Annotated in this window: 17 protein-coding genes; 4 read left to right on the top strand and 13 right to left on the bottom strand. The window is 40.3% G+C overall.

Going from position 1 to position 24,757, the window contains the following annotated elements; all coding sequences use genetic code 11:
- Nucleotides 1-31: 31 nt before the first annotated feature.
- The 5 genes from H6G77_RS19460 to shc all read right to left on the bottom strand — a co-directional run bounded on the left by H6G77_RS19460 (nucleotide 32) and on the right by shc (nucleotide 5,811).
- Complete coding sequence (locus tag H6G77_RS19460; RefSeq protein ID WP_190872478.1) at nucleotides 32-1,447, bottom strand: collagen-like protein; 1,416 nt, start codon at nucleotides 1,445-1,447, stop codon at nucleotides 32-34.
- 64 nt (nucleotides 1,448-1,511) lie between these two features.
- Complete coding sequence (locus H6G77_RS19455; protein ID WP_190872477.1) at nucleotides 1,512-1,931, bottom strand: PIN domain-containing protein; 420 nt, start codon at nucleotides 1,929-1,931, stop codon at nucleotides 1,512-1,514.
- Between the two features lie 8 nt (nucleotides 1,932-1,939).
- Nucleotides 1,940-2,164 (bottom strand): hypothetical protein, encoded by a 225-nt coding sequence (locus H6G77_RS19450; RefSeq protein ID WP_190589419.1) that lies wholly within the window; start codon nucleotides 2,162-2,164, stop codon nucleotides 1,940-1,942.
- Between the two features lie 128 nt (nucleotides 2,165-2,292).
- Nucleotides 2,293-3,483, bottom strand: a complete 1,191-nt coding sequence (locus tag H6G77_RS19445; RefSeq protein WP_190872476.1) for a DUF4336 domain-containing protein — start codon at nucleotides 3,481-3,483, stop codon at nucleotides 2,293-2,295.
- 420 nt (nucleotides 3,484-3,903) lie between these two features.
- Nucleotides 3,904-5,811 carry a squalene--hopene cyclase gene (gene shc / locus H6G77_RS19440; RefSeq protein WP_190872475.1) on the bottom strand — a complete coding sequence of 636 codons (1,908 nt, stop codon included), beginning with the start codon at nucleotides 5,809-5,811 and terminating at the stop codon, nucleotides 3,904-3,906.
- A 129-nt stretch (nucleotides 5,812-5,940) separates the two neighbouring features.
- On the opposite strand from shc, the gene H6G77_RS19435 reads away from it, so the two are divergent.
- A complete protein-coding gene (locus H6G77_RS19435; protein ID WP_190872540.1) occupies nucleotides 5,941-7,101 on the top strand; it encodes a glycosyltransferase in 1,161 nt (386 codons plus the stop codon).
- 408 nt (nucleotides 7,102-7,509) lie between these two features.
- A complete protein-coding gene (locus H6G77_RS19430; RefSeq protein WP_190668916.1) occupies nucleotides 7,510-8,877 on the top strand; it encodes an NAD(P)/FAD-dependent oxidoreductase in 1,368 nt (455 codons plus the stop codon).
- 776 nt (nucleotides 8,878-9,653) lie between these two features.
- Here H6G77_RS19430 and H6G77_RS19425 read toward each other — a convergent pair.
- The 4 genes from H6G77_RS19425 to H6G77_RS19410 form a co-directional block, all read right to left on the bottom strand.
- Nucleotides 9,654-10,634, bottom strand: coding sequence for a magnesium transporter CorA family protein (locus tag H6G77_RS19425; protein ID WP_190589414.1), 981 nt, complete (start codon nucleotides 10,632-10,634; stop codon nucleotides 9,654-9,656).
- A gap of 296 nt (nucleotides 10,635-10,930) precedes the next feature.
- Entirely contained in the window at nucleotides 10,931-13,927 is a 2,997-nt protein-coding gene (locus tag H6G77_RS19420) for a UPF0182 family protein (RefSeq protein WP_190872474.1), read from the bottom strand.
- Nucleotides 13,928-14,323: 396 nt separating this feature from the next.
- Nucleotides 14,324-16,051 carry a pentapeptide repeat-containing protein gene (locus tag H6G77_RS19415; protein WP_190872473.1) on the bottom strand — a complete coding sequence of 576 codons (1,728 nt, stop codon included), beginning with the start codon at nucleotides 16,049-16,051 and terminating at the stop codon, nucleotides 14,324-14,326.
- A 375-nt stretch (nucleotides 16,052-16,426) separates the two neighbouring features.
- Complete coding sequence (locus tag H6G77_RS19410) at nucleotides 16,427-17,608, bottom strand: hypothetical protein (protein ID WP_190589412.1); 1,182 nt, start codon at nucleotides 17,606-17,608, stop codon at nucleotides 16,427-16,429.
- An 899-nt stretch (nucleotides 17,609-18,507) separates the two neighbouring features.
- On the opposite strand from H6G77_RS19410, the gene H6G77_RS19405 reads away from it, so the two are divergent.
- Nucleotides 18,508-19,716, top strand: coding sequence for a lysozyme inhibitor LprI family protein (locus H6G77_RS19405; protein ID WP_242049259.1), 1,209 nt, complete (start codon nucleotides 18,508-18,510; stop codon nucleotides 19,714-19,716).
- Nucleotides 19,717-19,735: 19 nt separating this feature from the next.
- Here the strand turns inward: H6G77_RS19405 and H6G77_RS35800 are convergent, their stop codons facing one another.
- The 4 genes from H6G77_RS35800 to H6G77_RS19385 all read right to left on the bottom strand — a co-directional run bounded on the left by H6G77_RS35800 (nucleotide 19,736) and on the right by H6G77_RS19385 (nucleotide 23,028).
- Nucleotides 19,736-20,131, bottom strand: a complete 396-nt coding sequence (locus H6G77_RS35800) for a DUF2809 domain-containing protein (protein ID WP_313949886.1) — start codon at nucleotides 20,129-20,131, stop codon at nucleotides 19,736-19,738.
- Nucleotides 20,132-20,271: 140 nt separating this feature from the next.
- On the bottom strand, nucleotides 20,272-21,369 hold the full coding sequence (locus H6G77_RS19395) for a tetratricopeptide repeat protein (RefSeq protein ID WP_190872471.1): 1,098 nt from the start codon (nucleotides 21,367-21,369) through the stop codon (nucleotides 20,272-20,274).
- A 140-nt stretch (nucleotides 21,370-21,509) separates the two neighbouring features.
- Nucleotides 21,510-21,974: a hypothetical protein gene (locus H6G77_RS19390; protein WP_190872470.1), complete on the bottom strand. Its 465-nt coding sequence runs from the start codon at nucleotides 21,972-21,974 to the stop codon at nucleotides 21,510-21,512.
- A 43-nt stretch (nucleotides 21,975-22,017) separates the two neighbouring features.
- Nucleotides 22,018-23,028 carry a hypothetical protein gene (locus H6G77_RS19385; protein ID WP_190872469.1) on the bottom strand — a complete coding sequence of 337 codons (1,011 nt, stop codon included), beginning with the start codon at nucleotides 23,026-23,028 and terminating at the stop codon, nucleotides 22,018-22,020.
- 305 nt (nucleotides 23,029-23,333) lie between these two features.
- Here H6G77_RS19385 and sbcD point away from each other — a divergent pair, with 305 nt between their 5' ends.
- On the top strand, nucleotides 23,334-24,560 hold the full coding sequence (gene sbcD / locus H6G77_RS19380) for an exonuclease subunit SbcD (RefSeq protein WP_190668933.1): 1,227 nt from the start codon (nucleotides 23,334-23,336) through the stop codon (nucleotides 24,558-24,560).
- Nucleotides 24,561-24,757: the final 197 nt, after the last annotated feature.

Here is a 24,757-nt window from a genome sequence, read left to right as displayed (position 1 = left end):
TTATTTCTTTTGCCTTTTGCCTTTTGCCTTTTTACTTTTGCCTTGTTGTACTAGGCTGACGAATTGCACTTTGCCAGTTAATAGTTTGCTTGGCGGAACGTCCGCCTAATGAACGTGTTGCTGTCACTTCAATATCAACATTGATACCAGGACTTAGGGCATTTTCTGGTATTTTTAACTTGCCTAACGCCAAAGTAAAACGATTATAGTCACGGGTGACAAATTCAGGCGGAACATCACCTGTATAAACAGTTTGATAGTCAGAGAAACCCCCAGAGTTATCTCGCGCCCGGAATTTCACGCGAAATTTAGTTTGCAGAACATCAGATTTTGCTGCTAAATCGACGATTTTTAAGTTAAGGTTTTCTCCCGCACCTGCAAATTCCGCGACTGCTAACCGAGTCACATCTTGTTTGAGAATTGCGTGATTCACAGTATAAGTTGTCAAATTATTCTCACTTTGACTGTTAGCATCAACCCACAAATCTTCAGGAAAAGTCACTTCTAGTTGTTTACTATCATTTAAAGTGACTGTGACAGCTTGATTACTAAAACTTTGACTCGGTTGTTTTTCTTGCCAAACTAACTGAAACGACTCTTCTAAACGCTGGTCAAATTCGCGGTATTCATCAGCAATTATAGAACCAGGGGCAAGTAATGAAGCTGCACCTGTACGCAGATTCCATTTATTTTTTGAGAGTGGGAATTGTTTACCTGCGAGTTCGGGAATTGACAGCTTGATGCTAGGAGTGTCAGCCGCCAAGGGTTCTTTACTATTCACAATACTCAACACTCCCAAGCGCCCGGTATTACCATCGCTACCGTCACTACCATTGCTGCCATTCCGCCCGTCGTAACATCTGTAACGCTTCTTAGTACATTTGTAATCAGAACTCCCAGGAGTACCTTTGCAGGTTTGCACTTCCCAACTGCGCCTGCGACAATTGCAACCAGCCGTCCCATTACCACCGCGTCCACCGCGTCCGCCTTCCCCTGGGTTTGTACGCACAAGTATTTTGCGTAAGTCGGCTAAATTAGTGTAATAAGCCGTGACAGAACCACCATTTCCGCCATTTCCACCTTTACCGCCATCGCCACCAGCACCACCATTAGCTGCGTGAATGTCATGGTTTTTGTTTTCTGGTTGATAACCGCAGTCAGGGCGATAACCATATCCGCCATCTTCGCCATCCTCACCATCTTGACCAGATAAATCGAGGTTGACTGCTGAACCATCGACAAAAATAGTTTGATTTTGACCGTCGCGGCCATCTCTACCCGATCGCCCACTTGTCCCCTTACTCCCATTTCTGCCATAATCTCGATCAGCAAGGTAGTTGTTACTAGCGATCGCTGGACATAATACTGCACCAGAGGCAGGTAACAAGCTAGTAACTAAGCAGAATGTCAGTAAAAGTGGCAGCTTACCCCTAAGACTGTTGGACATCGAGTCAAACCTAAACTTTAGTGATATTTACTGAATATGACGTTGCATCACCGGAATTTGCTCCTCATCCTCGCCAATTATCGATTACTAAAGGGTATCCCAATGCTTGGATTTTTTGATAATGTCTAATATTACCTGTTACTAGAATTAAGTTATTTGCGATCGCTGTAGCAGCTATTAAGACATCTGCTAATCCGATTGGTTGTCCTGATGTTTCTAAATCTGCCTGAATCAAACCCGAAAGTTCTGCACAGCTTTGGTCTAAAGGCAAGATTTCCAGTTGAGATAAATCTGCTAAAAACTCTTGAATGCGGTCATTACGATTTATTCTCTTCCATCCCTTGATAATTTCAGAAACAGTAATTACAGAAATTGTGTACTGTTGCCATATACCTATGTAACCAATGGCTTTAGCATTTATTTTAGGATTTCTTAATTTGCGAATTTCTGATAAAATATCCGTATCAATTAAAGATTTTCTCACACCTAATTTTAGTCTCTATAATTCCTGTGTTTTAAAATATCTGCGACCATTTCATCAACTAATTCGGCTTCATCACCCCATTTACCGATAAATGAATTATTAAGAATTTCTGGTTGTGTTAATTGATCAATCATTGCTTTGATTATGTCAGAAATTTCGCAATTATAGGTTTGCGACAATTGGTTAATTTTTGCAAATGTTTCTTGATCGAGTTCTATTTCTAGTTTTTGCATAGGTGATTAAGAAGTTGGAAATTAACAGCTTATATTAATTATAAGTGAATGGATTTTGTTTACCCCCGAAAGCAAGAGCGAAGCCAAAGCCACAACCGACGCAACCACACCTAGGTGCAAGATGTGTATTACACCTTCTCTTTGGGAGGAGTAGCGATACCCTGCTTGAGTAAATTTGCTTCTAGTTCTTTGATGAATTGACAGTCTTTTTCTAACCAAGGTTGACTTTCTGCACTTACCGATGGCTGCTTTTCTAAGAAACTAAATGCTTGGCGGAATTGCTGGGGAGTGGTAGCAATAGGCGCATCAAAATGACAAGAAATAATTTGGTGAAAATTCCATTTGGCAACTTTGTTAGCCCAGTCGATGACTTGTTGTGGTGCTTGGGGCAGAATAAGAGTTTGCAAAATTGGGGCGACAAATGGACGACCATTACCACTCAGGGCGTAAAATGACTGTTGCCAATTGGCTTGCCAACGAAATGGATATAAGCCGAAATATGCTTTTCTTGAATGGTCTGGCGCTTGCCAAGCTTCGCGGAAACTTTCACCGAGTCCAGTGATATCTAATGCACTGGGACGGAAATAAATCGCAAATAAGGCAATACGCTGCCATCCTTGACGGCGGTTTGTGGCGTTATCTTCAATGGGTTGGAGGGCATTTTCCCTGGCGTGAAATAGTAAGGGGTATGGGTCTAATTGCAAGATAGCCGGAGGATTTTCCGAGATAGAGATGATTGTATCGGTTAACAGTAGGGTGTGCGATCGCTTGTGAAACAAAGCCACTTCCCCAAATGAACCTCGTCCCAAGTTAATATCCAACACCTCATACTCAAAATCATCGGCAAACGGCGCAAGACTCGCATCTTCTGGTAGTTCCTGAGTTCGTTGTTGGGGAAACCCTAACCAACTAAGTGGTAAGTTGAACGGAAAACTCCATTGATGAGGTGCAACAAACACCTGCGCTTGCGGAAAGTTTCTGGCAAAGGGGCCGACAAAAACTTTGTGTTCAAGACCAGAACTGGTTGGTAAAATAATGTACTTCACCTCACCATGTTTTGCTACCAATTCCTGCACCATTCGCACACATTCTTTAGTTGCTGCTACAGGTGCATAAACCAACAAACCACCACCTGTCAGCTTCACCACAGTCATCCGAATCGGCACAATAGTATAGAGAATGCCATGCACTTGGTCGAATGTCCAAATTGTATCTTTCACAATTTCTTGGCAAAGTGTCCGCCGTTGGTTGTAGGGATAAAAGGGAACAACAGGCCAAAACGGCCATGACCAATCTTTTGGGTTGTTGCTGAGATACATAGATGAATTGACCCAATCCTAATCTCTTGCCATGTCATTATCCTAAAATAATCAGAGCAGGCGTAGCTGAAATATAGCGATTGAGTAAGATATGGGGGATTCTCCCCCAAACCCCCGATTGGGTGACGGTTGCGTCCCCCAAACCCCCTCCAAAATCATTCTTTCGTTTTTTTTGAGTGATTACTTTTAGGACTTACGCAGACTCTACGATTTCTTGGCGTTCTACCCTGCGGGAAGCCGCTTGCGCGTCTAAGGCGACTTGGCGGTACCCTGCGGGAAGCCGCTTCGCGTCTACGGTAAATTAAGCTTTTGGGCGATTTTTGCGTAAGTCCTGACTTTGTTGATTTTGTTGTAATTTTAGAAACCACAGATGAACAGCCATATATCCATCTGTGGTTTATTTTGTTGAAAAATTGTGCGTTATTTGATGTTTTGATATCTGCCTAAAGCAATTAACGGGAAATATTGCTGATACAGATGATATTTGAGATAAAAATGACAGGGGAAGCCAGTACCTGTAAAGTCGGCTTCAAACCAAGTACCGTCTGATTTTTGGGTTTTTACTAGGTAATCAATTCCGCGTTCAATAATTTCCATTGCAAATTTGCCAGTGGCTTCACCGGCGGCGATTAACCCAATTAATGCCCAAGCTGTTTGCGATGCGGTGCTGCGTCCTTGGCCTTTGAGGCTAGGATCGTTGTAAGTACGGCAAGTTTCACCCCAACCGCCATCGGAATTTTGACATCCGATTAACCAAGTTGCGCCTTTTTCGATTTGGCGTTGATACTTTTGCGGGTTAATTAATGCTAAAGCCGAGAGAACGCCGCTAGTACCATAGATGTAATTTACGCCCCAACGCCCAAACCAACAACCTTCGGTTTCTTGTTCGGCGAGGAGGTAAGATAGGGCGCGTTCGAGATTATGGGAGTCAATGGATAAGTTACAAGCACCCAACATTTCGATGACTCTGGCGGTGACATCGGCGGTATTGGGGTCAATCATGGCTTTTAAGTCACCGTAGGGGATAGCATTCAGCCATTCTTGATCATTATCTAAATCAAACGCGGCCCAACCACCAGGACGACACTGCATAGATGCAACCCAATTTAAGGCGCGGGCGATCGCAGCTTGTTTTAAACTTTCATTAGGTAGTTTGGCTGCGTGCAAAGCCATGACCACTACGGCTGTATCATCCACATCAGGATAAAAGCGATTGTCAAATTCAAACGCCCAAGCACCTGGTTTACCTTGGCGATTTTTCACCACCCAATCACCATAATCCAGGATTTGCTTTTGCAGTAACCATTCTCCAGCTTTGACTATTGCTGGATGATCAGGTGCATAACCAGAATCAATCAACGCCCGCATTACCCAAGCTGTATCCCACACAGGCGATACACAAGGTTGAACGCAATAGTTATCTTCTGTTTCAATGCCAAAATTATCAATGGCTTGGAGTCCCCGTTCTACAATGGGGTCATTTGGGCTATAACCCAAGCACTTTAAGGCCAACATCGAATTTAACATCGCCGGGATAATCCCGCCCCAGTCGCCTGTAACTTCTTGGCGTTCTAAAATCCATTTTTCGGCGGCTTTAATTCCTTCTTGGCGGAAGGGAACTAAATTTAAGCTTTCGGCTAATTTAAATCCTTGATCCAAAGTTAAGAATAAATCTGTCCAATCACCTTGGCGGGGTAATTCATACTGGACTTGATTCACACCTTCGGCGTATAACTCATCTAAGTTAATGGCTTGGTCAAATTGATAAACAGGTTTGCTATCACACACAATCAACAGTGGTACAGTGCTAGAACGCGCCCAGCTAGACATTTCGTAAATATTCACGGGGAAAGCTGGCGGTAACAGCATAATCCAAGGCGGGAGGGAGGGGATACCGCGCCAGTCGTAACAGCCAATCAAGGCGAGGTGTAATTTGGTAAAGATGCGCGTTTTGCTGATTCCGCCCCGTGGCAGAATAAATTCTCGCGCCCGTACTAAGGCTGGGTCTGTGGCGGGAACACCCAACAGCCGCAACGCCATGTATGCTTCTACGGAAGTGCTGAGTTCACCACCATCATCATAAAACAGTTCCCAACCGCCATGCTGCCGTTGCTGAGAACGCAAGTAGGTTTCAATTTTATGTAATGGCCGAGTTTTATCGGTTCCCCAAATTTTATGCAGTAGAACCACTTCCGCCGTAATGGTGACGTTTGATTCTAACTCCGCCCACCAGTAACCTGCGGGATATTGCATTGACAGCAGATATTTTTGACTAGCTGCGATCGCATCTGCAACTTGATTGACTTTTACCCTGTCTTGTGTTTGCATTAAATCTCTCTCAAACTCAACACTCACTCAACATCCAGTTTTAAACACGGCAATACGGAGAAAAAAATGTTTTCCCACAATCAGCAGACATAGTATTCTGTCTGAGACACTGATAATTTGCAAGAGGTTATTGTGGCAATTGTACTAGGGTTGATGGTCTTATCCTTAATAATTTGGTTAGGATTACTGAGTTTGCGGGGACAGTTTTGGCGTTTAGACCAGCAATTAGAAGTCATCCAGCCGCAGCGAGAATCTTTACCGTCAGTGTGTGCGGTGATTCCAGCCCGGAATGAAGCGGATGTTTTGCCGATGAGTTTGCGATCGCTTTTACTGCAAGATTATGATGGCAATTTTAATATTTTCTTGGTAGACGATCGCAGTACTGATGGCACAGCCGCCTGTGCTGAAGGAGTCGCCCACGCTGTTGATAAACCCCAGCAATTGCAAATTATCTCTGGTGAACCTTTACCCTCTGGTTGGTCTGGTAAACTTTGGGCAGTGCAGCAAGGTATCCAACAAGCTAAAGCACTCGTCCCAGAATATTTTTTACTGACCGATGCAGATATTGAACACGATGTCAATAATCTGCGACGACTTGTCACCAAAGCCGAACAAGAAAATTTAGATTTGGTTTCTGTGATGGTGCGACTACGTTGTGATAGTCGGTGGGAAAAATTTTTAATTCCGGCGTTTGTCTTCTTCTTTCAAAAACTCTACCCCTTTCGCTGGGTCAATAATCCGAAAAATTCCACGGCGGCGGCGGCGGGTGGTAGCATTTTAATTCGGCGCACTGCTTTAGAAAGAATCGGTGGTATTGCCGCTATTCGTCAAGCTTTAATTGATGATTGTGCTTTAGCGAATGCGGTGAAATCCAGCCAAGGACGTATCTGGTTAGGATTAAGTAGTTTAACTCGCAGTTTACGCCCTTATGATTCCCTCGACACAATTTGGAATATGGTGGCGCGGACTGCCTATACACAATTAAATTACTCACCTATATTGTTATTCGGCACCGTAATTGCTATGACCTTGATTTACCTTTTACCACCTTTTGGTGTGGTGATTGGTGTAATTTTAGGCAATTGGATGATTGCAATTACAGGTTTAGCAACATGGCTATTAATGGCATTGGCTTACTTGCCAATTATCCGCTTTTATCAATGCTCACCATTATTAGCTTTAAGTTTACCTGCGATCGCCTTTCTCTACACTTTAATGACTATAGATTCAGCTATCCGCCATTGGCAAGGACGCGGCGGTGCTTGGAAAGGACGAGTTTATCCGGGATGAAATAATACCAATTCGCAATGACGCTCGTTCCTCGCTAACGCAATTAATAAATCTAGCTCTATGTATAATTTGAATCAATATTTAATTCTTCATATTTGCAAGAGTATTCACTCACTATTGATCGACTGATTTATTTAGTCACTCATTCTCAATAAACACAAATTGATTGCTCTGATAACCATCACTAATTGATTAATTATACCTACTGCTGGATTTTAGATAATGCCTACAAAATAAGGCTTGCAAGATGATTGCTTAAACTTGCTCATCTGCATTCTGATGATTCGTAACTTTGGTCAATTCAATTATTTTTCTAACTGTTCAACACACACTGTCATAAATCTCAGGAATTTGTTACACCTTAGTTAAGAATGATTACAAAACTCTTAACCCAAGGGAATATTAATTATGCAAGCTTCACTTGAGAATCATCAACCACATCAGGTTGTCATAGTTGGTGGTGGCTTTGGTGGACTTTATGCAGCAAAGGCACTTGCCAAAGCTAATGTAAATGTTACTCTCATCGATAAACGAAATTTCCATTTATTTCAGCCACTTTTATATCAAGTTGCGACAGGTGCGTTGTCACCGGCTGACATTTCTGCACCATTGCGTTCTATACTCAGCAAAAGTAAAAATACGAAAGTGGTGATGGGAGAGGTAAATGATATTAATCCCGCAACCCAAGAAGTGATTCTCAGTGAAAGAACAATTAAATATGACACATTAATTGTTGCTACAGGTGCAAAGCATTCTTACTTTGGTAAAGATGACTGGAGAGAAGTTGCACCTAGTTTGAAAACCGTAGAAGATGCGATAGAAATGCGTCGCCGGATATTTAAAGCCTTTGAAGCCGCAGAACATGAAACTGATCCTGAAAAACGCCGTGCTTTATTGACTTTCGTGATTGTGGGTGCAGGCCCTACCGGGGTAGAATTAGCAGGTGCGATCGCAGAATTAGCATATAAAACCTTACAAGAAGACTTCCGCAACATCAATACCTCAGAGACTAGAATTTTACTACTACAAGGTGGCGATCGCATCCTTCCCGCCCTTGCGCCAGAGTTATCCCAAGAAGCGGAAGCATCCTTAACAAAACTGGGTGTAGTTGTTCAGAAAAAAACCAGAGTCACAAACATTGAAAACGATATCATTACCCTGAAACAAGGTGATGAGTTCAAAGAAGTTGCCGCCAAAACTGTATTATGGGCAGCAGGCGTGCAAGGTTCACCAATGGGTAAAGTATTAGCCGAAAAAACTGGTGTAGAATGCGATCGCAGTGGACGAGTGATTGTTGAACCAGACTTAAGCATTAAAGGATACAAGAATATTTTCGTTGTGGGTGACTTAGCCAACTTCTCCCACCAAAATGGTCAACCCCTCCCTGGAGTCGCACCCGTCGCTAAACAAGAAGGTGAATATGTCGCCGCATTGATTCAAAAACGTCTGTGCGGTAAAACTCTGCAACCATTTAAATATACTGATTATGGCAACCTAGCCATGATTGGCAAAAATTCAGCCGTTGTAGACATAGGGTTGATTAAGTTAAAAGGTTTCTCTGCATGGGTATTCTGGCTATTAATTCATATCTACTTCTTGATTGAGTTTGATAGTAAAGTCTTAGTCATGATTCAGTGGGGATGGAACTACCTCACCCGCAGACGTAGCGCCAGATTAATTACCGAAAAAGAAGCTTTAGCATTCGCTCAATTTGAAGATAGCAGTCATAGAAATCATTACACCCCAGCTAACAATAGACAGCCGCTAAATGCTTAATTCATGATTAGATAGTTTGTTTGAATGAATCTCTCTGTGTAAATCCTAAATTTACTGCGATGCTTGATATAGCAATCCTATCTGATACCAATTTAAGAAAAGAATGCGACAGATAGAAATCAGGAAAGTATTACTGGAGCTAGATTTATTAATTGCGAATTGCGAATTGGTATGAGTTGTGAAAAAGTATTCTTTTTAACGAACCACAAAGGACGCATAGACGCGATAGCGGCTTCCCGCAGGGTAGGACACAAAGAAGCAGAGGAAGGAAAAGAAAGGATATTTCATAAATGATTTAGGATTGCTATATAGGACTCATATTTGATTTATGAAAAAAATCAGTACACTCAGATCAGGCTGCTTTCCTACTCCCTACTCCCCATTCCCTACTCCCTGCCTACACAAATAGATTCAGAAATTAAATCGGATTCCTATAGTGTTTTTTATTTTAGTGAAGTACAAGCAAGAATAATTAACCGCAGATGGACGCAGATAAATTTGTACATCAGCAGACTAGGAAAGGCTGTATATCAATACGGTTCAGTTAAGGTTTTGATCCCCCCTAACCCCCCTTGAAAAAGGGGGGAACTAGAATCAAAGTCCCCCTTTTTAAGGGGGATTTAGGGGGATCTGCAATGTTTAAATTTCACTAACTGAACCGTATTGGGCTGTATATAGTATTTTTAAAACGTTTGTAAACCAAAAGATACCCGACTTCTTTAAGAAGTCGGGTATCTGAGCCTTTTGATTTTCACAAATTTAAAGGATTGCTATGTTTACAACAAACGTTGCCGTTTAGCAAAGGTAATACTAAAAATCACAATCAATAGTATGATACTAATTACTAGTGGATAAGCCCAAGGTTGTTCTAACTCTGGCATGTATTTAAAGTTCATGCCATAAAAGCCAGTAATAAAGGTGATGGGTAAGAATGTTGTGGAAAGAATAGTTAAGCGATTAATGCGTTCACTGGTTTTACTGGCGATGTTATCGCGTTGAATTTCCATTAATTCTGACATCCAAGCCCGTAATGCTTGATATTCTTGCCAGAGGTTATCGATTTGATATCCTAATTCTTGATGAAATAATTCTTTGACTGGTTGGCTAATCCATTGAATATCATCATAATTCATCATTGCCAGCAGTGATTTGAGATTTTGAAAATTGCGCCGCCCAGAACGTGTAGACTGTCTCATAGCAGCAATTTTTTGATAAGTTGTTTCATTGCCAGAATTGGCTAAGACTTCATCTTCTAAATCATCAAGTTGCCGCGAAATATAATCAAATACAGTATGGTAATTATTTAAGATATCTTTGGAAATTAAATATAAAAGGTAATCTACTCCCCAGCTTTGAATTTCTATGTGGCGTTTTTGAATATTATTTAGTAATAAAGTTAAAACTTTAATTTCTGTGGTTTCAAAGGTAATAATAAAGTTACGCCCTAAAATAATACTCCCCCGCGCCACTTGAAATTCCCGATTTTTGATTTGGTGAGTTAAAATTTCATAGCCATCAAATAAGCAATCTTCCATGTCTTCGTCAATTCCGGTGAAGGAATGGTTAAAAATCATGTCGATGCGGGATGGGTCGAGGTGAAAGTGGTTAATAATTTTAGCGGTTCCGGTGCGATCGCGGAAATGAAGACAGCGTAACCAAATATTATGCGAACCATCAATTCTTTTTAGGATGGCATTAACATCTTTACCGGAAAATATTTCTACGTGGTTCTGAGAAAATGTCAGCAGCGTTAGCATATAGCATTCCTAATTCATACTAAGTTGCAGTCAAAGTGGTAGAGGCGTTGTGTATAACGTCTCTACCTGGGGTGAGAATGGGGAGTCAGAAATTATGTTGGAACGCAACTTAGTATCAAGGGTAAGCATGAATAACCAAGCAAGAATATAACTTTGCTTCTCAGTCAGAATCACAACAACTCATGCTTTCCATAAATATCATGAATTTGTTGATGGTGCATGGCAGATATTTAACAATTGAATGAAATTGATCCTAAATTGCTGCCAAAATTTTCGAGACGTTGCATGTCATAATATTACTGGCTAGGTGAATTTCCTTCTTCAAAGGGGCGCACAATAGCAGGTTCTGGTGTAACTTCTGGTTGAAAGATGGCTTTTAGTGCTTGTTCTAGAGTTTGCGCCATGACAATGCGATTTTCGTAGGCAACAACTACCCTTACTAATGTGGGCAAACTATTTTGAGTTGCTTCTAAATATATTGGTTCGACGTACAATAATGATTGCTGGATGGGAATAACTAACAAATTTCCTTGAGTTGCTTTAGAACCTTGACGATTCCATAAAGAAATTTGCTGAGAAATTACAGGATCTTGGTTAATGCGTGCTTCAATTTGTTCTGTACCGTAGACTAGGCGCTCTTTGGGAAAGATATATAACAATAACTTACCGTAATTATCACCATCTGATCGCGCCGCTAACCAAGCAATTAAATTTGTCCGTTGTCTGGGAGTGTAGGGTAACAGTAAGATAAATTCTTCAAAGGGAACAGTCGGCAGACTAGTAATTAAATAATATGCCTCCACTGGTCGCGCTTTATCACCATAAATTTCGTTGGGAATTTGCCATTGGTCTTCGCGGTTGTAAAATACCTGGGGGTCTGTCATGTGATAAGTCATCAACCGTTCCGCTTGAATTTGAAAAAAGTCCACTGGATAGCGGATATGATTGCGGATGGTGGCTGGCATAGCACTCAGAGGTTTAAACATCTTGGGAAAGATGTTAGCCCATGTTTGAATAATGGGATCTTGAGAGTCAGCAATGTAAAAATTAACTGTACCGTTGTAAGCATCAATCACGACTTTAACAGAGTTACGAATATAGTTAATTCCATCGTTATTTGGGTCAGAATAAGGATAGCGATCGCTTGTTGTATAAGCATCAACAATCCAAAATAGGTTATTGTTGACACCAGGAAACCCAGTACCAATGCGAGGATCAGCCGCGACTAAGTAAGGGTCACTATCAAATTTTAAAAAAGGTGCAATAGCGCGAATACGTTGATTGATATTGCGGCGAAATAATACCTTGGTTTCTGGTAAAAAGTCCCGCGTAAACAACATTTGCCAATCTTTTAAATACATTGCAAATAGCCAACGCCGCCACAGAGAACCGATAGAAATGCCACCTGAACCATCGTAGATGTTGTAAGCGTTATCACTGCCGCTAGGATAATCTAATTCTCTGACTCTTGTACCAGTCATTACATAAGTGTTCGTAATTTCTCCGTAATAAATCCGGGGTAAACCAATGGGGATGCTATCTCGAATTGCAGCACTAGAAGTTGTGAGAGCGCCATTCGCAGTCCCAGCAATATCTTTGACAAAATATTCTGGTAGTCCCCCAGGCGCAACTGTATTTACAGGACTCAATGTAAATCCATAACCATGTGTATAAATTAAATGACGGTTTACCCATGTCTGCGCTTGTTGGGGTACAGCACCATAATCTAATTCTCGCGCTGCAATTAAAACTTGTCGCCGTTCTATTAATTCTGTGGGTGTTGTATTAGTTGTTGGAGGTTGTTCAATTGCGTCACTTGCTAAAGTATAACGATCAATATCTGCACCCGGAAAGCGATAGTAAGGACGAATTTGTTGCAATTGGCGGTTAGTATCTAAAAGTGGACGCTGATCCCACAGGCGAATATTGCGAATTGTCGAGTCATTAGCTTTAATATCAGCTTCGGTTAAAGTTCCTTGGGGGTTAAAAGTTCTTGCGTCAATGGCTTCTAAATCAAAAGCTTGGCGAGTCAAAGCAATAGACCTTTTGATGTAAGGTTCTTCTCGCTGCAATTCGTTGGGCTGCACGATTAAATACTGCACTACCTGGGGTAAAATCACGCCAGATGCAACAGCTATCAATAAATAAACGCTTAACCCGTAACCTACAAATTTGCGATAGGTTGATTTTGGTCGCCAGAAAATTGTCCGCCCCAACAGGTAAAATGCGATCGCCACTGCTAACACACACAACAAGGTGTAAGCTGGTAACTGAGTTGTCACATCGGTATAACTAGCGCCATAACTCACACCTTGTTGAGAATAAACCAGTTCGTACCGACTCAGCCAATAACTCCAGGCGACGACTAGCATTAACAAGCCACCCACCCCATACAAATGACGCTGCTGCTGGGATGAAAACCCTGGGAAAATTCCCTGACTTAAACTCTCCGCCGAAAGCAGATAGGTAAGACTAACGGCGAGGAACCCAAATAAACATAAACCCATTAACCAGAGTTCCATCAATTCCCAAACTGGTAGAGAAAAGATGTAGAAACTAATATCTTGGTTAAATAATGGCTCAGAGTAATTAAAACTTGTGGGATAAAAATATTGCAGAACCTTTCCCCAGTTCTGGTGCATTATCCAACCAAATAAAATACTAAATGTCCCGGCGATCGCTGTTAATAACCAGCGTGGATACATTAAAATAGCGATCGCTACACCCCCAACTAAAGCAACATATAAAATCTGAGTTGTAATTTGCCTACCCAACGCCCAAATTGTTTCTAGGCGAAACAACGAAATCACAGGTAAACTAGCTTTGTTAGCCGAAGCTTGCCAATAAGCGAAGGAAATTTGACCGTAGTGCGCCAACATTAACCCCACCAACAAGCTGAAGATAACAACTACAGGTAGCAGCCAGCGCAATTTAATTGGTAATACACCAGTGTAAGTAATTTGACTGTTATCATATTTTGCATATTGCGGACTGAGCAGATTTTTTAACTCTGCACTCAATCCAGCTTCTTCACGCTTAATTTGAGCAATTTTCAAAGATGCGGGATATTTTAGCTTTTGTGCTAACCATAAATTCCCCCATAGATAGACTGCACTGACAACCGTGACAAATAATACTAAACTAACCTTAGTAACTAACCTTAATAAGAATACTTGTAAATAACCGACTTCTTGAAACCAAAAAATCTCTGCGCCTAGACGGGAAGCGAAATCTAATAACAGCCACAGTCCCAAGAGTATTACGAAGAGTCTCAAGCACCATTTCCAAAGCATTGTGGCAGCCAAATTTGTGTTCTCAATATTTCTATAATCTCAATATATAGAAATCTCAGCATCTCTCTCACATGAGAAATGCGGGAACTCGGTTTTTTGTCTCACGCAGAGACGCAGAGGCGCGGAGGGGGTGAGATAAGGGAGACAAGGAGGACAAGGGGGACAAGGGGAGGGAGAAGCACATAGTCCCAACAAATGGAATTCGCGGCTATAAAAACAAAGTCCGCGAAGGCGGACTCAAGTAAAATCAATGGTTTTGTCTGTGTAGCCGCGACTTCAGTCGCTATATGCAAGAAATCTCTTAAACTCTTATAACTTTGCGTCCTACCCTGCGGGAAGCCGCTATCGCGTCTATGCGTCCTTTGCGGTTCGTTTCTTCATACTTTTATGTATTCCCTACAATCCAGCAACGATTTGCTGTAATCTTTCTAAACTAGGGTTATCTTGTTTTTGAGCGTAGATTTTCATCGCTTGTTCAAAGGCGAGTTTTGCTTCCGCTTTCTTTTTCAGTGCTAATAAAGAATTGCCCTTGTTTTCATAAGCTGCGGCATAATTGGGGTCTCGTTGAATGACGCGATCGCAATCTTTAATTGCATCCTCATATCGTTTACGATTAAATCGGGCAACGCTGCGTTGATAATAAGCTTCGGTATAATTCTCATCAATTTCAATAGCGCGGTCAAAATCTTTAGTTGCATCTTTATGCTGGCTGATGGCGGCGCGAGCAAGTCCCCGGTTCAGATATGCCCAAGCCCAACCGCTAGAATTATCAATGGCTTTATCATAATCTTGAATCGCGCTTTGATAATCTTGCATAGCAAACCGCGCTAAACCTCGGTTATTGTACGCCTCGGCAAATTTAGAATTAATTCTAATGGCTTGGGAAGCTTCGGTAATGACTGCGGTATAATCTTTTTGAATGCGGCGAATTGTGGCGCGTCCGTTATAAGCCTCCGCATTGTTGGGGTCGAAGCGAATTGCTTGGTCAAAATCAGCTAACGCACTTTGATAATCATTTTGTTCGATGCGAGTTAAGCCACGATTGCTGTATGCTTTTGCATAACTAGGGTCAATTTCAATTGCTTTGTTGTAGTCAGCGATCGCAGCTTGGTAATTTTTCAACTTACTGTGAGCATAACCGCGACTAGTATAAATTTGAGCATCTCTAGGATTTAATTCTATCGCTTTGTTGTAATAGGCGATCGCACCTTGATATCTTCTCTGACCACTGAGTGTATTTCCCCAACGGCTGTAATCCAAAGCATCAGCACGAATATTCTGAGGTAAACTATCAGCATCCAGATTTGTACCCCTTAAATCTGCATTATCCAAATTCGCACTGTTAAGTTTACTGCCAATCAAATCTGCACCCTGCAAATTCGCATTGTAGAGATTAGCATTTTGCAAATCAGTATTATTTAATCTGGCATTACTCAAATCAGCATTTTGTAAATTTGCATAACTGAGATTGGCATTTTTCAGTTCTATCCCCCTCAAGTTATAACCACTCAAATTCACCCGACTCAAGTTAACCCCATTCAGCGACACGCCACGGAAGTTAAAATTCCGCAAATCTGCATTACTTAAATCAACACCATTCAAATTCACACCTTGGAGGTTGACATTATCAAACCGCACACCCCGCAAGTTAGCATCTTGCAAATTTGCCCCATTTAAATTCGCACCACTCAAGTCAGCATTCGTCAAATCAGCACGAGTTAAATTTGCATTCCGCAAATCAGCACCACTCAAGTTAGTGCTACTCAAATCAGCGTCACTTAAGTTGGCCTTATCCAAATTAGCCCGAAAAATATTAGCGCGAGATAGTTTCGCCTTACTTAAATTACTATTACGCAAATTAGCGCCACTCAAATCTGCATTACTTAAGTCCGCACCACCCAAATTTGAGTCCGATAAATCAGCACGCAGCAAATTTTTCCAGCTAAAATTTGCCCCGCTTAAATCGCATTTCGCACAGTTATTTGTATCTATTAGTTGTTTGATATGTTCCGGCTTGCTGGCGTAAACCGGAATTGTAATTAACAGTGGAGTTAAAACGGTCAGAGTTATGAAAAACTGCTTTAGATTTTTTGCTTTAGTATTGCCAGTGTATTGTCTTAGCATCCGTCACTCATCCTCAAGCTTCTTTTAACTTTTACAAGCTCAAAACCTAGTATTACGGATCAACCTAAAGCTATCTTTGTTCCTTAGCAAATAGTTTATACTTACCCAGAGCATTGAGATCATAATTAAATTACGAAATATAAAAACCCTATGCAGTATGTGTAGGGTGTGTTAAGCGTCAGCCGTAACGCACCGAAAGCTTTGCGGTAAATATGTTACGGTCGCTAACAGATGCTACGTAGATTTTAGGAATCAAATATTAGTCCTATAATCTACTCCCACAAAGATTAGTTACCTAGGAAGCCACTGAGAGAGGCGGGGAACCCGTCTAGCGCAGTGGCGTTAGGCATTTTCAATCTAATTCTTAATTAACTGTTACACCAAAGCGACTGAACCTGTGTAGTCTTTGATAATTCCTAAAGAATGATCACCTGAACTGATGAGTGTGTCATTTCCCATTTGCGTAAAAGTGGCATTTAACCCGCTAACATCTAAACGATCCTTCTTATCAAAACCATAGATTGTAGCAAAGCCACTGCTTCCCAAAATCACCGTTTTATTACCGCTTCCCAAATAAACGGTATCATTGCCACCTCCTTGAACAGTTGCTTCAGAAAAGTATATTTCTTCAAGGTCTTGGATAGGGGCGGGAGCAAAAAAAGTGTCTCCACGAAGATTCACCACATCACGACCACTTCCTGTAAAAATTGTGTCGTCGCCCAGACCAGATATGATTAAATCATCTCCAGAACCAGAATTAATGAAACTTTTAGTGCCAATTGTAATGACAGTATCGCTACCACTTCCTGTCAGAATATCCACAACATCAGAATTAGGCGCTCCATCAAAAAGTTCAATATTTGCAGAGGTAGCTAAAACGAAATCTTTCCCTGAACCTGTTGTAATACTTGTTTCTCCAGCTACGACTACTTTAATCAGGTTGTCGCCATTTCCTGCATTAATAGTTTGTTTGTAAGGTTCTGCTCCAAAAAATTCAATATCAATTAAGATTGTAAATGCCCCATTAATAGTTGTGGTAATCAAATCATTTCCTGCACCTGTGGATACAGAAGAATTACCTGCTCCTAGATAAATTGAGTTATTACCATTACCAAGATTAACTTGAGAATTAGCAATTCCTGTCAAATCAATAATGTTATTGCCGTTGCCAGCCGATATTTTGATATTACCAAAAATGCCAGTACCATCAACAATATTGTTACCTTGACCGAGATCAACAATATAATTGCCCTCTCCTAAAACAACAAAATCATCACCAAATCCAGTATCAATAATTGTAGTACCTCTTATTGATGCTTCAGGTATTACACCATAACCACCATAAAAAATTGCGGGGCCAACATAAGGAGGATAATTACTAATAAACAGGAACTTAACATTTTCTATAATGACATCATTCCCTCTGCCAGTCTTGATGACGTTATTCGTACCTAAAACTTCTAGCCAAGTATTTTTTTGATTGCTCTGAAAAGTTTGGTCACTTCCTATTAATGATTCAACAGTGTAATTAATTCCCCGAAAAAATCTTGTTGTCATAACATTATTAACCTTGCTAAAACTGATGAGTTACCCAAAAATCACCCAAGCCCAAAACTAGTGTTTCAAAGTAGTAAAGCTTAGGTTGATGTTTGGTCAATCTTCTTCTATCACGCCAATGAAATGAATATTTATTATCCTGAGAGCATGAAAATTTGTTCCAACGATCAGCATTGGAATGCAACTATGCTTATAGACAATAAAATCTCAAATTTCTCATTTGCTAAAAGTAGAGAAATTTGCTCTCATTTTGCTTAGAAGTGATTAAACAGATTTATTTCCTATTCTCAGTAGACTCAGTACAAATCCGGAATAGTATCCAGCCAATATAGTTAAAAAAAATAAACCTGAAACTGCAAGTATCTTTAGCCAAAATCACAGCCTGAGAACCAGAATGCTCAAATTTATATATAGCAAGACTTTGCAGGCTAATTTATAAATAACAAAACAGTGATGAGATAACAAAATATAAAAACCCTGTGCAGTACCGCACAGGGTTTTGTAAAGTTTATTTGCAAAAATTCTCAGCATTCAACCTAGAACATATTCATAATCGTGATAATACTCACACTAGTTAACATAATCAAAGCGCCCATAACTACGGATACACCTAGCTGATTGGGTTTAGAACTGTTCATTTTTTTATTTCCTTAATGAAATGATTATGCTTTGTTTAACAATAACAATCTCCGTATAAATATCTACGAAAGCAATGCAAAACTTAAATTACCGTAAATTATCTTAGTAAACACTGTTGTATGTGCTTACAAACCAGGAGTTTTTGAATAATAGTATCAGTATGAGAATAATTAGTATCTTAAGCTACAACTTTACTGAAACATACAATCTAAATGCTAGGGATAGTGCTTGAAGGCTACTCAGGATTGGTGATGAGAAAAATGATAAAATTTAAGATTGCGATATTTGCGAGTGTCATTTTATTTGCAACTCAAATTGGTGTGGAACCGAGCCAAGCTCTCCCTGTGCCAGATGCCAAGCCACTGACTCCTTTACCTCGTCCAACTGTAATATTAGGATTTGGTGGAGTTTTGCAACCGGACTGTGTTCGACAGGTTGAAGCGGGTGAATATCGCTGTGCAAAGCGTTGGGCAGAAGTAACCCATTTGCTCAAATCATTGGTTTATCAAGATGTTGAGTCCCAACTTATTGCACCCCTGCAACATCAACTGGCGATCGCAGATCAATCCTGGCATCAGTTTCAAACACAACACTGTCAACAGTTAACTCAACGCTTACGCAATACGCCAGATTTTCCAATTGCAACATCTGTCTGTTTAGCGCGATTAAATAACAATCGCATTCTAGAATTACAGAGAGTTGGTCAGATTATTACCCTCCAATCTCACGATCCTCGATTTGAATCCTTACTTGATCGACTCAAATTGAGAAATTCATCGGTGCAACGTCACTGGGAGCAATATCAAACTCAGTATTGCCAGATCGAAAAAGCTCTATTCGCTTTTAACCCCCTGAGATTGGCGGAATGTCATCAGCTTCTCAGAGAGGCTCGACTTCACCAACTAGAAGACCTTCTGGCAGCACCTACTCGTGGTTTAGCTCTCTTCAATAGTTTTGTGCTACCTGGAATTCCAGAGCTAAATTGTGTGGATAAGACACAGTTTGGGTTAAATCAATGCGCGGTCTATTGGTCAAAAACAACTCAGTTTTTGCAATCAAGTATTTATGGCGATTGGGCAGAAAGACTATCGAAGCAGTATCAGCCAACATTTGCGATCGCACAAAAATACTGGCAAGACTATCGTGAAGCACATTGTACTGAGTTGGTTGAACCTTTTAAAGAAAATTCTATGGCACCGATGCTCTATCATCGCTGTTTAGCTCGGCTAAATAACGATCGCATTGCGGATCTAAAGGGGATAGCTGTATATGATTCAGAAGACGAGCCGCAGCAATCACAAGTTACATCTGGACAAGATAAGACTCAGCCTCTTTGGGAGCGTTATCAAACTCAGTATTGCAAGTTTGAGTCACGGTTTTTTGGTAGTCAAACCAGAAGTAAACAATGCCCAAATCGGTTAAATCTGGGGCGTTTGCGTCATCTCAAAGCAATGATGAATACTCGATAAAGAGGAAAATAATAGTAGTTTATGACTTCAAACGATTGGCAGTGAGGAAAACGATCGCAATCCCAACCGTATAAGCAACCAAATCTCGCCAGTCGAAAGTAGATCCAATTGTTAAATGAGCTAGTTGGGAGTTTCGCCAGCCTAAAATATCAATGAGATTCAGAAACTGAAGAAACTCAATCAAGTAGGCAAAGATGAGAGTTCCAATAGCAACCTTCCGTAATGGAACTGCAATAAAAGCATGAACAAAGTAAGCAATCACCATGACAATTAAAACGTCGCCCAGTAACGGTCTAATCCAATCATCTCGGAAGCAGAGGGCAATTATTAAAACTATTGCAAATAAAATTGCAAACAGAGTGAAAGAGGTACGATTAAATCTCAACCACTTGAGATTAAAGAATTGTTTAGGCACAATTGATTTCCTGGGTGTGATTCGTCAGGATCGTAACATTGTTATTTCAAATTCGCCTAAAATCATGAATCCAATTAGTGAATTAATTTGGCAATGGTGATAGGCTACGTAAGAGCCAAGGCTGGAGTACATACATCATATTAAGAGCCATAATTACATTTACTATCGCTAAACTGAGCAAATTCACTCTGATATTTTTCAGGACTATATAACGGTGCTGCTTGCTGTGTTGTAATTTTTTTCAAGCAGATTAAGCGATAAATTTCCAATCTACCATATGTACTAATTGGATTGGCTCCATTTTCTTGAGTTTTACCTTCAATTGCTACTTTTTTGTACCAAAACAAAGCCTTTTCTATATCTATTGGAGTACCCAAACCTTGCTCATACATCTGACCAATTTTTTGCCAAATAAAGGCATTATCACTATTAATGAGAACCGCTAAGGCTTCTGTGTAACGTTTAGCTTCGTAGAGTGCATTACCATATTTGTGTATTACCCAGCTATTACTAGGAGTTAATATATATATTTGGCGTAGATATTCGAGATAATTCCCAGCATTTTTTGGAATTGTTCTCAAGTTGATGAATTTTACACTTGGGTCGCTAAAAAAAACAAATTCCATGAGGATTTCGGACAATAATTTTCCAGAAGATTTTTTCTTGGCTTCATGCAGCCATTTGCTAGATTCATTTTCATCCTTTTGTAAACCCATCCATCCGGAAAAATAGGCTCTGTAGAGAAAATATGCGGCAGGTGCGTAATCAAGCTCTGCTGATCTGTGATACCATTTCAAAGCTGATTGGCGATCGCTCTCTTTCCTAATGCCAAATTCTTCCAAATTGTAGGTTTTTGCCAGCCAGTAACAAGCAACTGCATCATTTTGATCGGCTAAAGGTTGTAGCCGTTTGCGGAGAGCGATCGCTTTTTGGTGGTTAAATTTACCAAATTCAAAAATCCGATTAAATTCGGTAATTTCTGCTGGTGAAATTTGAGTTTTTAAGGGATATTTTTCTGATTGAAGTTCTACTTTATAAGTTGTTCTGGCATCAACATATCCAGATTTTCCGTTAATTTTCACCTTCCATAACTGGGGTAATGAATTCTCTTTTGTAGACTTAACTGTGATAGAAGATATTGATTGATGAGTATCACTAGATATAGATGGAGTTGACAACAATGTTATCCCTGTTATCGCTACTAGCAAAATCAAGGTATGGTGAATATGAGATTTCATATTTGTGACTTCATAAGTAGTAATGTCACTTATCCATAACTCAAAACTAACTCAATTGTCATCCCTAAAAATCATCGGATACACGAAACCAATACCAATCAGCATCTAAGTAAAATATCTGACAATTAGCATTATTCATATTACTTTGGTTTGGGTTCCCAGTTAAAATCATGAGGACAATCGCATTCTTGAGCTTGGTTGCAGTTAATTACCATCTTGCTAAAGCAAAAATTTAGGAGAGTCCCATTGTCAAATTTTACTTGTAAATTACCTGGACTACGAAAACCAGCACCACTGTAACCAACAATTTGATACTTAGAACTTAAGTTTGAGACATTAAAGAAATATGGTTTAGGGCTGAAGCTAGAATCACCATTTAAGTCATTTAAACAAAAGGCTTTTGTTATATATCTTTGTGCAATAATTTCTGCTTCTTTTGCCGATGGATCACCAATTGTACTGATAAAAGTGTCGGATATTTTCGTGATTTTATGAGCTTGAGTACAGTCAACTATATAGGTTATGGGAAAAGCAATACGTAATAAATGATATGTCAACCCTAGTGATAGAATTGTAATAATTGAAATTAGAATAAGTTTTTTCATTGACCACAAAGAATAATGCTGTTCTAACTTGGTAGATAAAGTGCTACAGATGAATACAGAATACTCCATTACGGGTAGCGGTAATTACTCGTTGATGTGCAGTATCTATTGCGATCGCCTGTATAATTGCATCTGTTTGGTACTCTGCTTTCACGACTCCATCTTGAATATTTAGCAAAGCCAGGGTTTTTCCTGCTCCTAATACTAAGGTTTGGTCATTGAGAAAAGCAATATCACTTTGCCAAAGATTTTCCTCATCATGTTGATGTTGGATGTAGGGTAGGGAGATTTCCCAAACTTTATCGAGAACAGAAGTTGGTGTAGGATGATTATTTATTCCCCAATGACTGCGATCGCTAAATAGTTGGGAACGATTAAATCGACGGTATGTCACCAATAATTTCCGTTCAAAATGATAGCAAGTATGGATAAAAGCGTCCTCGTTGGGACTAAAAATAATGGTATCTTTATGACAGCGCATATCCCCCCAAAAACCTCCCCGAAGAGAAAATTTACCAGTCGCTAAATCATCAATCCAATGAAGTTGAAAATAGCTGAATTGGTCAATTGATGAGTTGATAAAAAACTGCATCTTTGGGTCAAATACTAAGCTGTAATTGTATTCTGTCTCAAAAGCAAAACGTTGAATTATACCCGATGACAATTCTATTAGATACAGCGAAGTATATAATTCGACAACGACGATGTACTGTTGACAGGGAGTAATCGTGACACAACTTGGTATATCGGTACATTCAGGTAACTCTATTTCCTGGATACAGCTAAAATCTTCCCAGCGACGAATTTCTAAGATGGCATTGACTGACTTGGATGGAAGTTGGTAAATATTATTACACTGAATAACAGCGATCGCATCTGCTTGGGGTATTTTGGTAAGTAAACTTAATTCTGTATATCGTTCCAAAGAAGACTCTGACAACATCTGGGCTTTATCGGCAACATCCCAACGTACCAATTTATAACGCTTTTGATCAACAGTGAAAGTAATTACCTCTTGCTTACTCGGATCGTAAATTAAAGTTTTGCAGTTCATCTTGGGAGAAAATCGCCAGTTTTTAAGTTAATTTTAATTGCAGGTACTGTTTAATCTCGATTTCCCTCCAAGGGAATCGTTACCCACTCACCAACGCCAGCTTCAGACATTCGTACAACTATCAAGTACTATTTATCATTAACAGGATTTACACACCACAATTTTCTGTGGGGATTGGGTGTGGGGGTGAAAGGGTTTTGAATACTTACACCCTCATACCCCTACACCCTGTTCTAAAACCTTATTTTTTCGTTTTTTTGCGTAAGTCCTAATTAATATGGAAACACGGAATTATTGAAATTTTTATGATTAAAATTCTCCATCTTTCAGATATCCACATGGGAAGCGGTTTTTCCCACGGTCGAATTAACCCGGCGACTGGGTTAAACACGCGGTTAGAGGATTTTGTGCAGACTTTATCCCTGTGCATCGATCGCGCATTGACAGATGCTGTAGATTTGGTAATCTTTGGTGGTGATGCCTTTCCTGATGCGACACCGCCGCCATATATCCAAGAAGCTTTTGCAAGTCAATTTCGTCGGCTGGTTGATGCGAATATCCCGACAGTATTGTTGGTGGGAAATCATGACCAACATTCCCAAGGCTTAGGAGGCGCAAGCTTAAATATTTATCGAACTTTGGGTGTACCGGGATTTGTGGTAGGTGACACATTAACAACTCATCACATCGAAACTCGTAACGGTAAAGTGCAAGTCATTACTCTCCCTTGGTTGACTCGTTCAACATTAATGACGCGCCAAGAAACTGAAGGTTTATCGTTATCAGAAGTCAACGAGTTATTAACCCAAAGGTTACAAGTTGTCATCGAAGGGGAAATTCGTCGCCTTGACCCAGACGCGCCGACTGTATTATTAGCACACTTGATGGCGGATAATGCAACTTTAGGCGCAGAACGTTTGTTAGCGGTGGGTAAAGGTTTTACTTTACCGTTGTCGTTGTTGACACGCCCTTGTTTTGATTATGTAGCTTTGGGACATGTCCACAAACACCAGAATTTAAATAAACAGAACAACCCGCCAGTCATTTATCCGGGGAGTATTGAACGGGTAGATTTTAGCGAAGAAAAAGAAGACAAAGGTTATGTGATGATTGAACTGGAACGGGGAAATACAACTTGGGAATTTTGTCCCTTACTCGTTCGCAGTTTCCGCACTATTGAAGTGGATATTTCCAAAGCCGAAGATCCCCAGGGGGCAATTTTAAAAGCGATCGCCAAATATGATATTCAAGATGCAGTAGTGCGATTAATTTACAAACTCCGTTCTGAACAGTTAGATGTGATCGAAAATGCTGCCTTACACACAGCCTTACAATCAGCCCACACCTACACCATTCAACCAGAATTACTCAGTCAATTAGCTCGTCCCCGCGTTCCCGAATTGAGTGCGAGTAACAGCATCGACCCAATGGAAGCTTTGAAAACTTACTTAAATAATCGTGAAGACCTCAAGGAAATCGCTGCAACTATGCTAGAAGCAGCAGAAAAATTACTATCCGATGATGTACAGTGAAAAATTAAATGGCGTTAAGACAAATTAGTGTCATTAAGTTAAGCCTTACTCACTTTAGGCTTGCAACTATTACTATTGATATAGCAATACCTTCGCCAAAATAAGAGGATGAAGAGAGAGGGCTGATGTAGTAGAGTTATTGTCTTCCCAAACGACAACTCAAAAGCCACAACAAGCCCATGCCCGATATCTTATCA

The organism is Aulosira sp. FACHB-615, from assembly GCF_014698045.1.
GTDB lineage: Bacteria > Cyanobacteriota > Cyanobacteriia > Cyanobacteriales > Nostocaceae > Nostoc_B.
The sequence above is the reverse complement of the archived record's forward strand: the minus strand, read 5'-3'. Positions and strand labels throughout refer to the sequence as shown.

Excerpts from the sequence above, each read along its gene's own strand:
- H6G77_RS19460 (WP_190872478.1), bottom strand. The coding sequence starts at position 1,447 with ATGTCCAACAGTCTTAGGGGTAAGCTGCCACTTTTACTGACATTCTGC.
- H6G77_RS19450 (WP_190589419.1), bottom strand. The coding sequence starts at position 2,164 with ATGCAAAAACTAGAAATAGAACTCGATCAAGAAACATTTGCAAAAATT.
- H6G77_RS19445 (WP_190872476.1), bottom strand. The coding sequence starts at position 3,483 with ATGTATCTCAGCAACAACCCAAAAGATTGGTCATGGCCGTTTTGGCCT.
- shc (WP_190872475.1), bottom strand. The coding sequence starts at position 5,811 with ATGCAAACACAAGACAGGGTAAAAGTCAATCAAGTTGCAGATGCGATC.
- H6G77_RS19430 (WP_190668916.1), top strand. The coding sequence starts at position 7,510 with ATGCAAGCTTCACTTGAGAATCATCAACCACATCAGGTTGTCATAGTT.
- H6G77_RS19425 (WP_190589414.1), bottom strand. The coding sequence starts at position 10,634 with ATGCTAACGCTGCTGACATTTTCTCAGAACCACGTAGAAATATTTTCC.
- H6G77_RS19420 (WP_190872474.1), bottom strand. The coding sequence starts at position 13,927 with ATGCTTTGGAAATGGTGCTTGAGACTCTTCGTAATACTCTTGGGACTG.
- H6G77_RS19415 (WP_190872473.1), bottom strand. The coding sequence starts at position 16,051 with ATGCTAAGACAATACACTGGCAATACTAAAGCAAAAAATCTAAAGCAG.
- H6G77_RS19410 (WP_190589412.1), bottom strand. The coding sequence starts at position 17,608 with ATGACAACAAGATTTTTTCGGGGAATTAATTACACTGTTGAATCATTA.
- H6G77_RS19405 (WP_242049259.1), top strand. The coding sequence starts at position 18,508 with ATGATAAAATTTAAGATTGCGATATTTGCGAGTGTCATTTTATTTGCA.
- H6G77_RS19395 (WP_190872471.1), bottom strand. The coding sequence starts at position 21,369 with ATGAAATCTCATATTCACCATACCTTGATTTTGCTAGTAGCGATAACA.
- H6G77_RS19390 (WP_190872470.1), bottom strand. The coding sequence starts at position 21,974 with ATGAAAAAACTTATTCTAATTTCAATTATTACAATTCTATCACTAGGG.
- H6G77_RS19385 (WP_190872469.1), bottom strand. The coding sequence starts at position 23,028 with ATGAACTGCAAAACTTTAATTTACGATCCGAGTAAGCAAGAGGTAATT.
- sbcD (WP_190668933.1), top strand. The coding sequence starts at position 23,334 with ATGATTAAAATTCTCCATCTTTCAGATATCCACATGGGAAGCGGTTTT.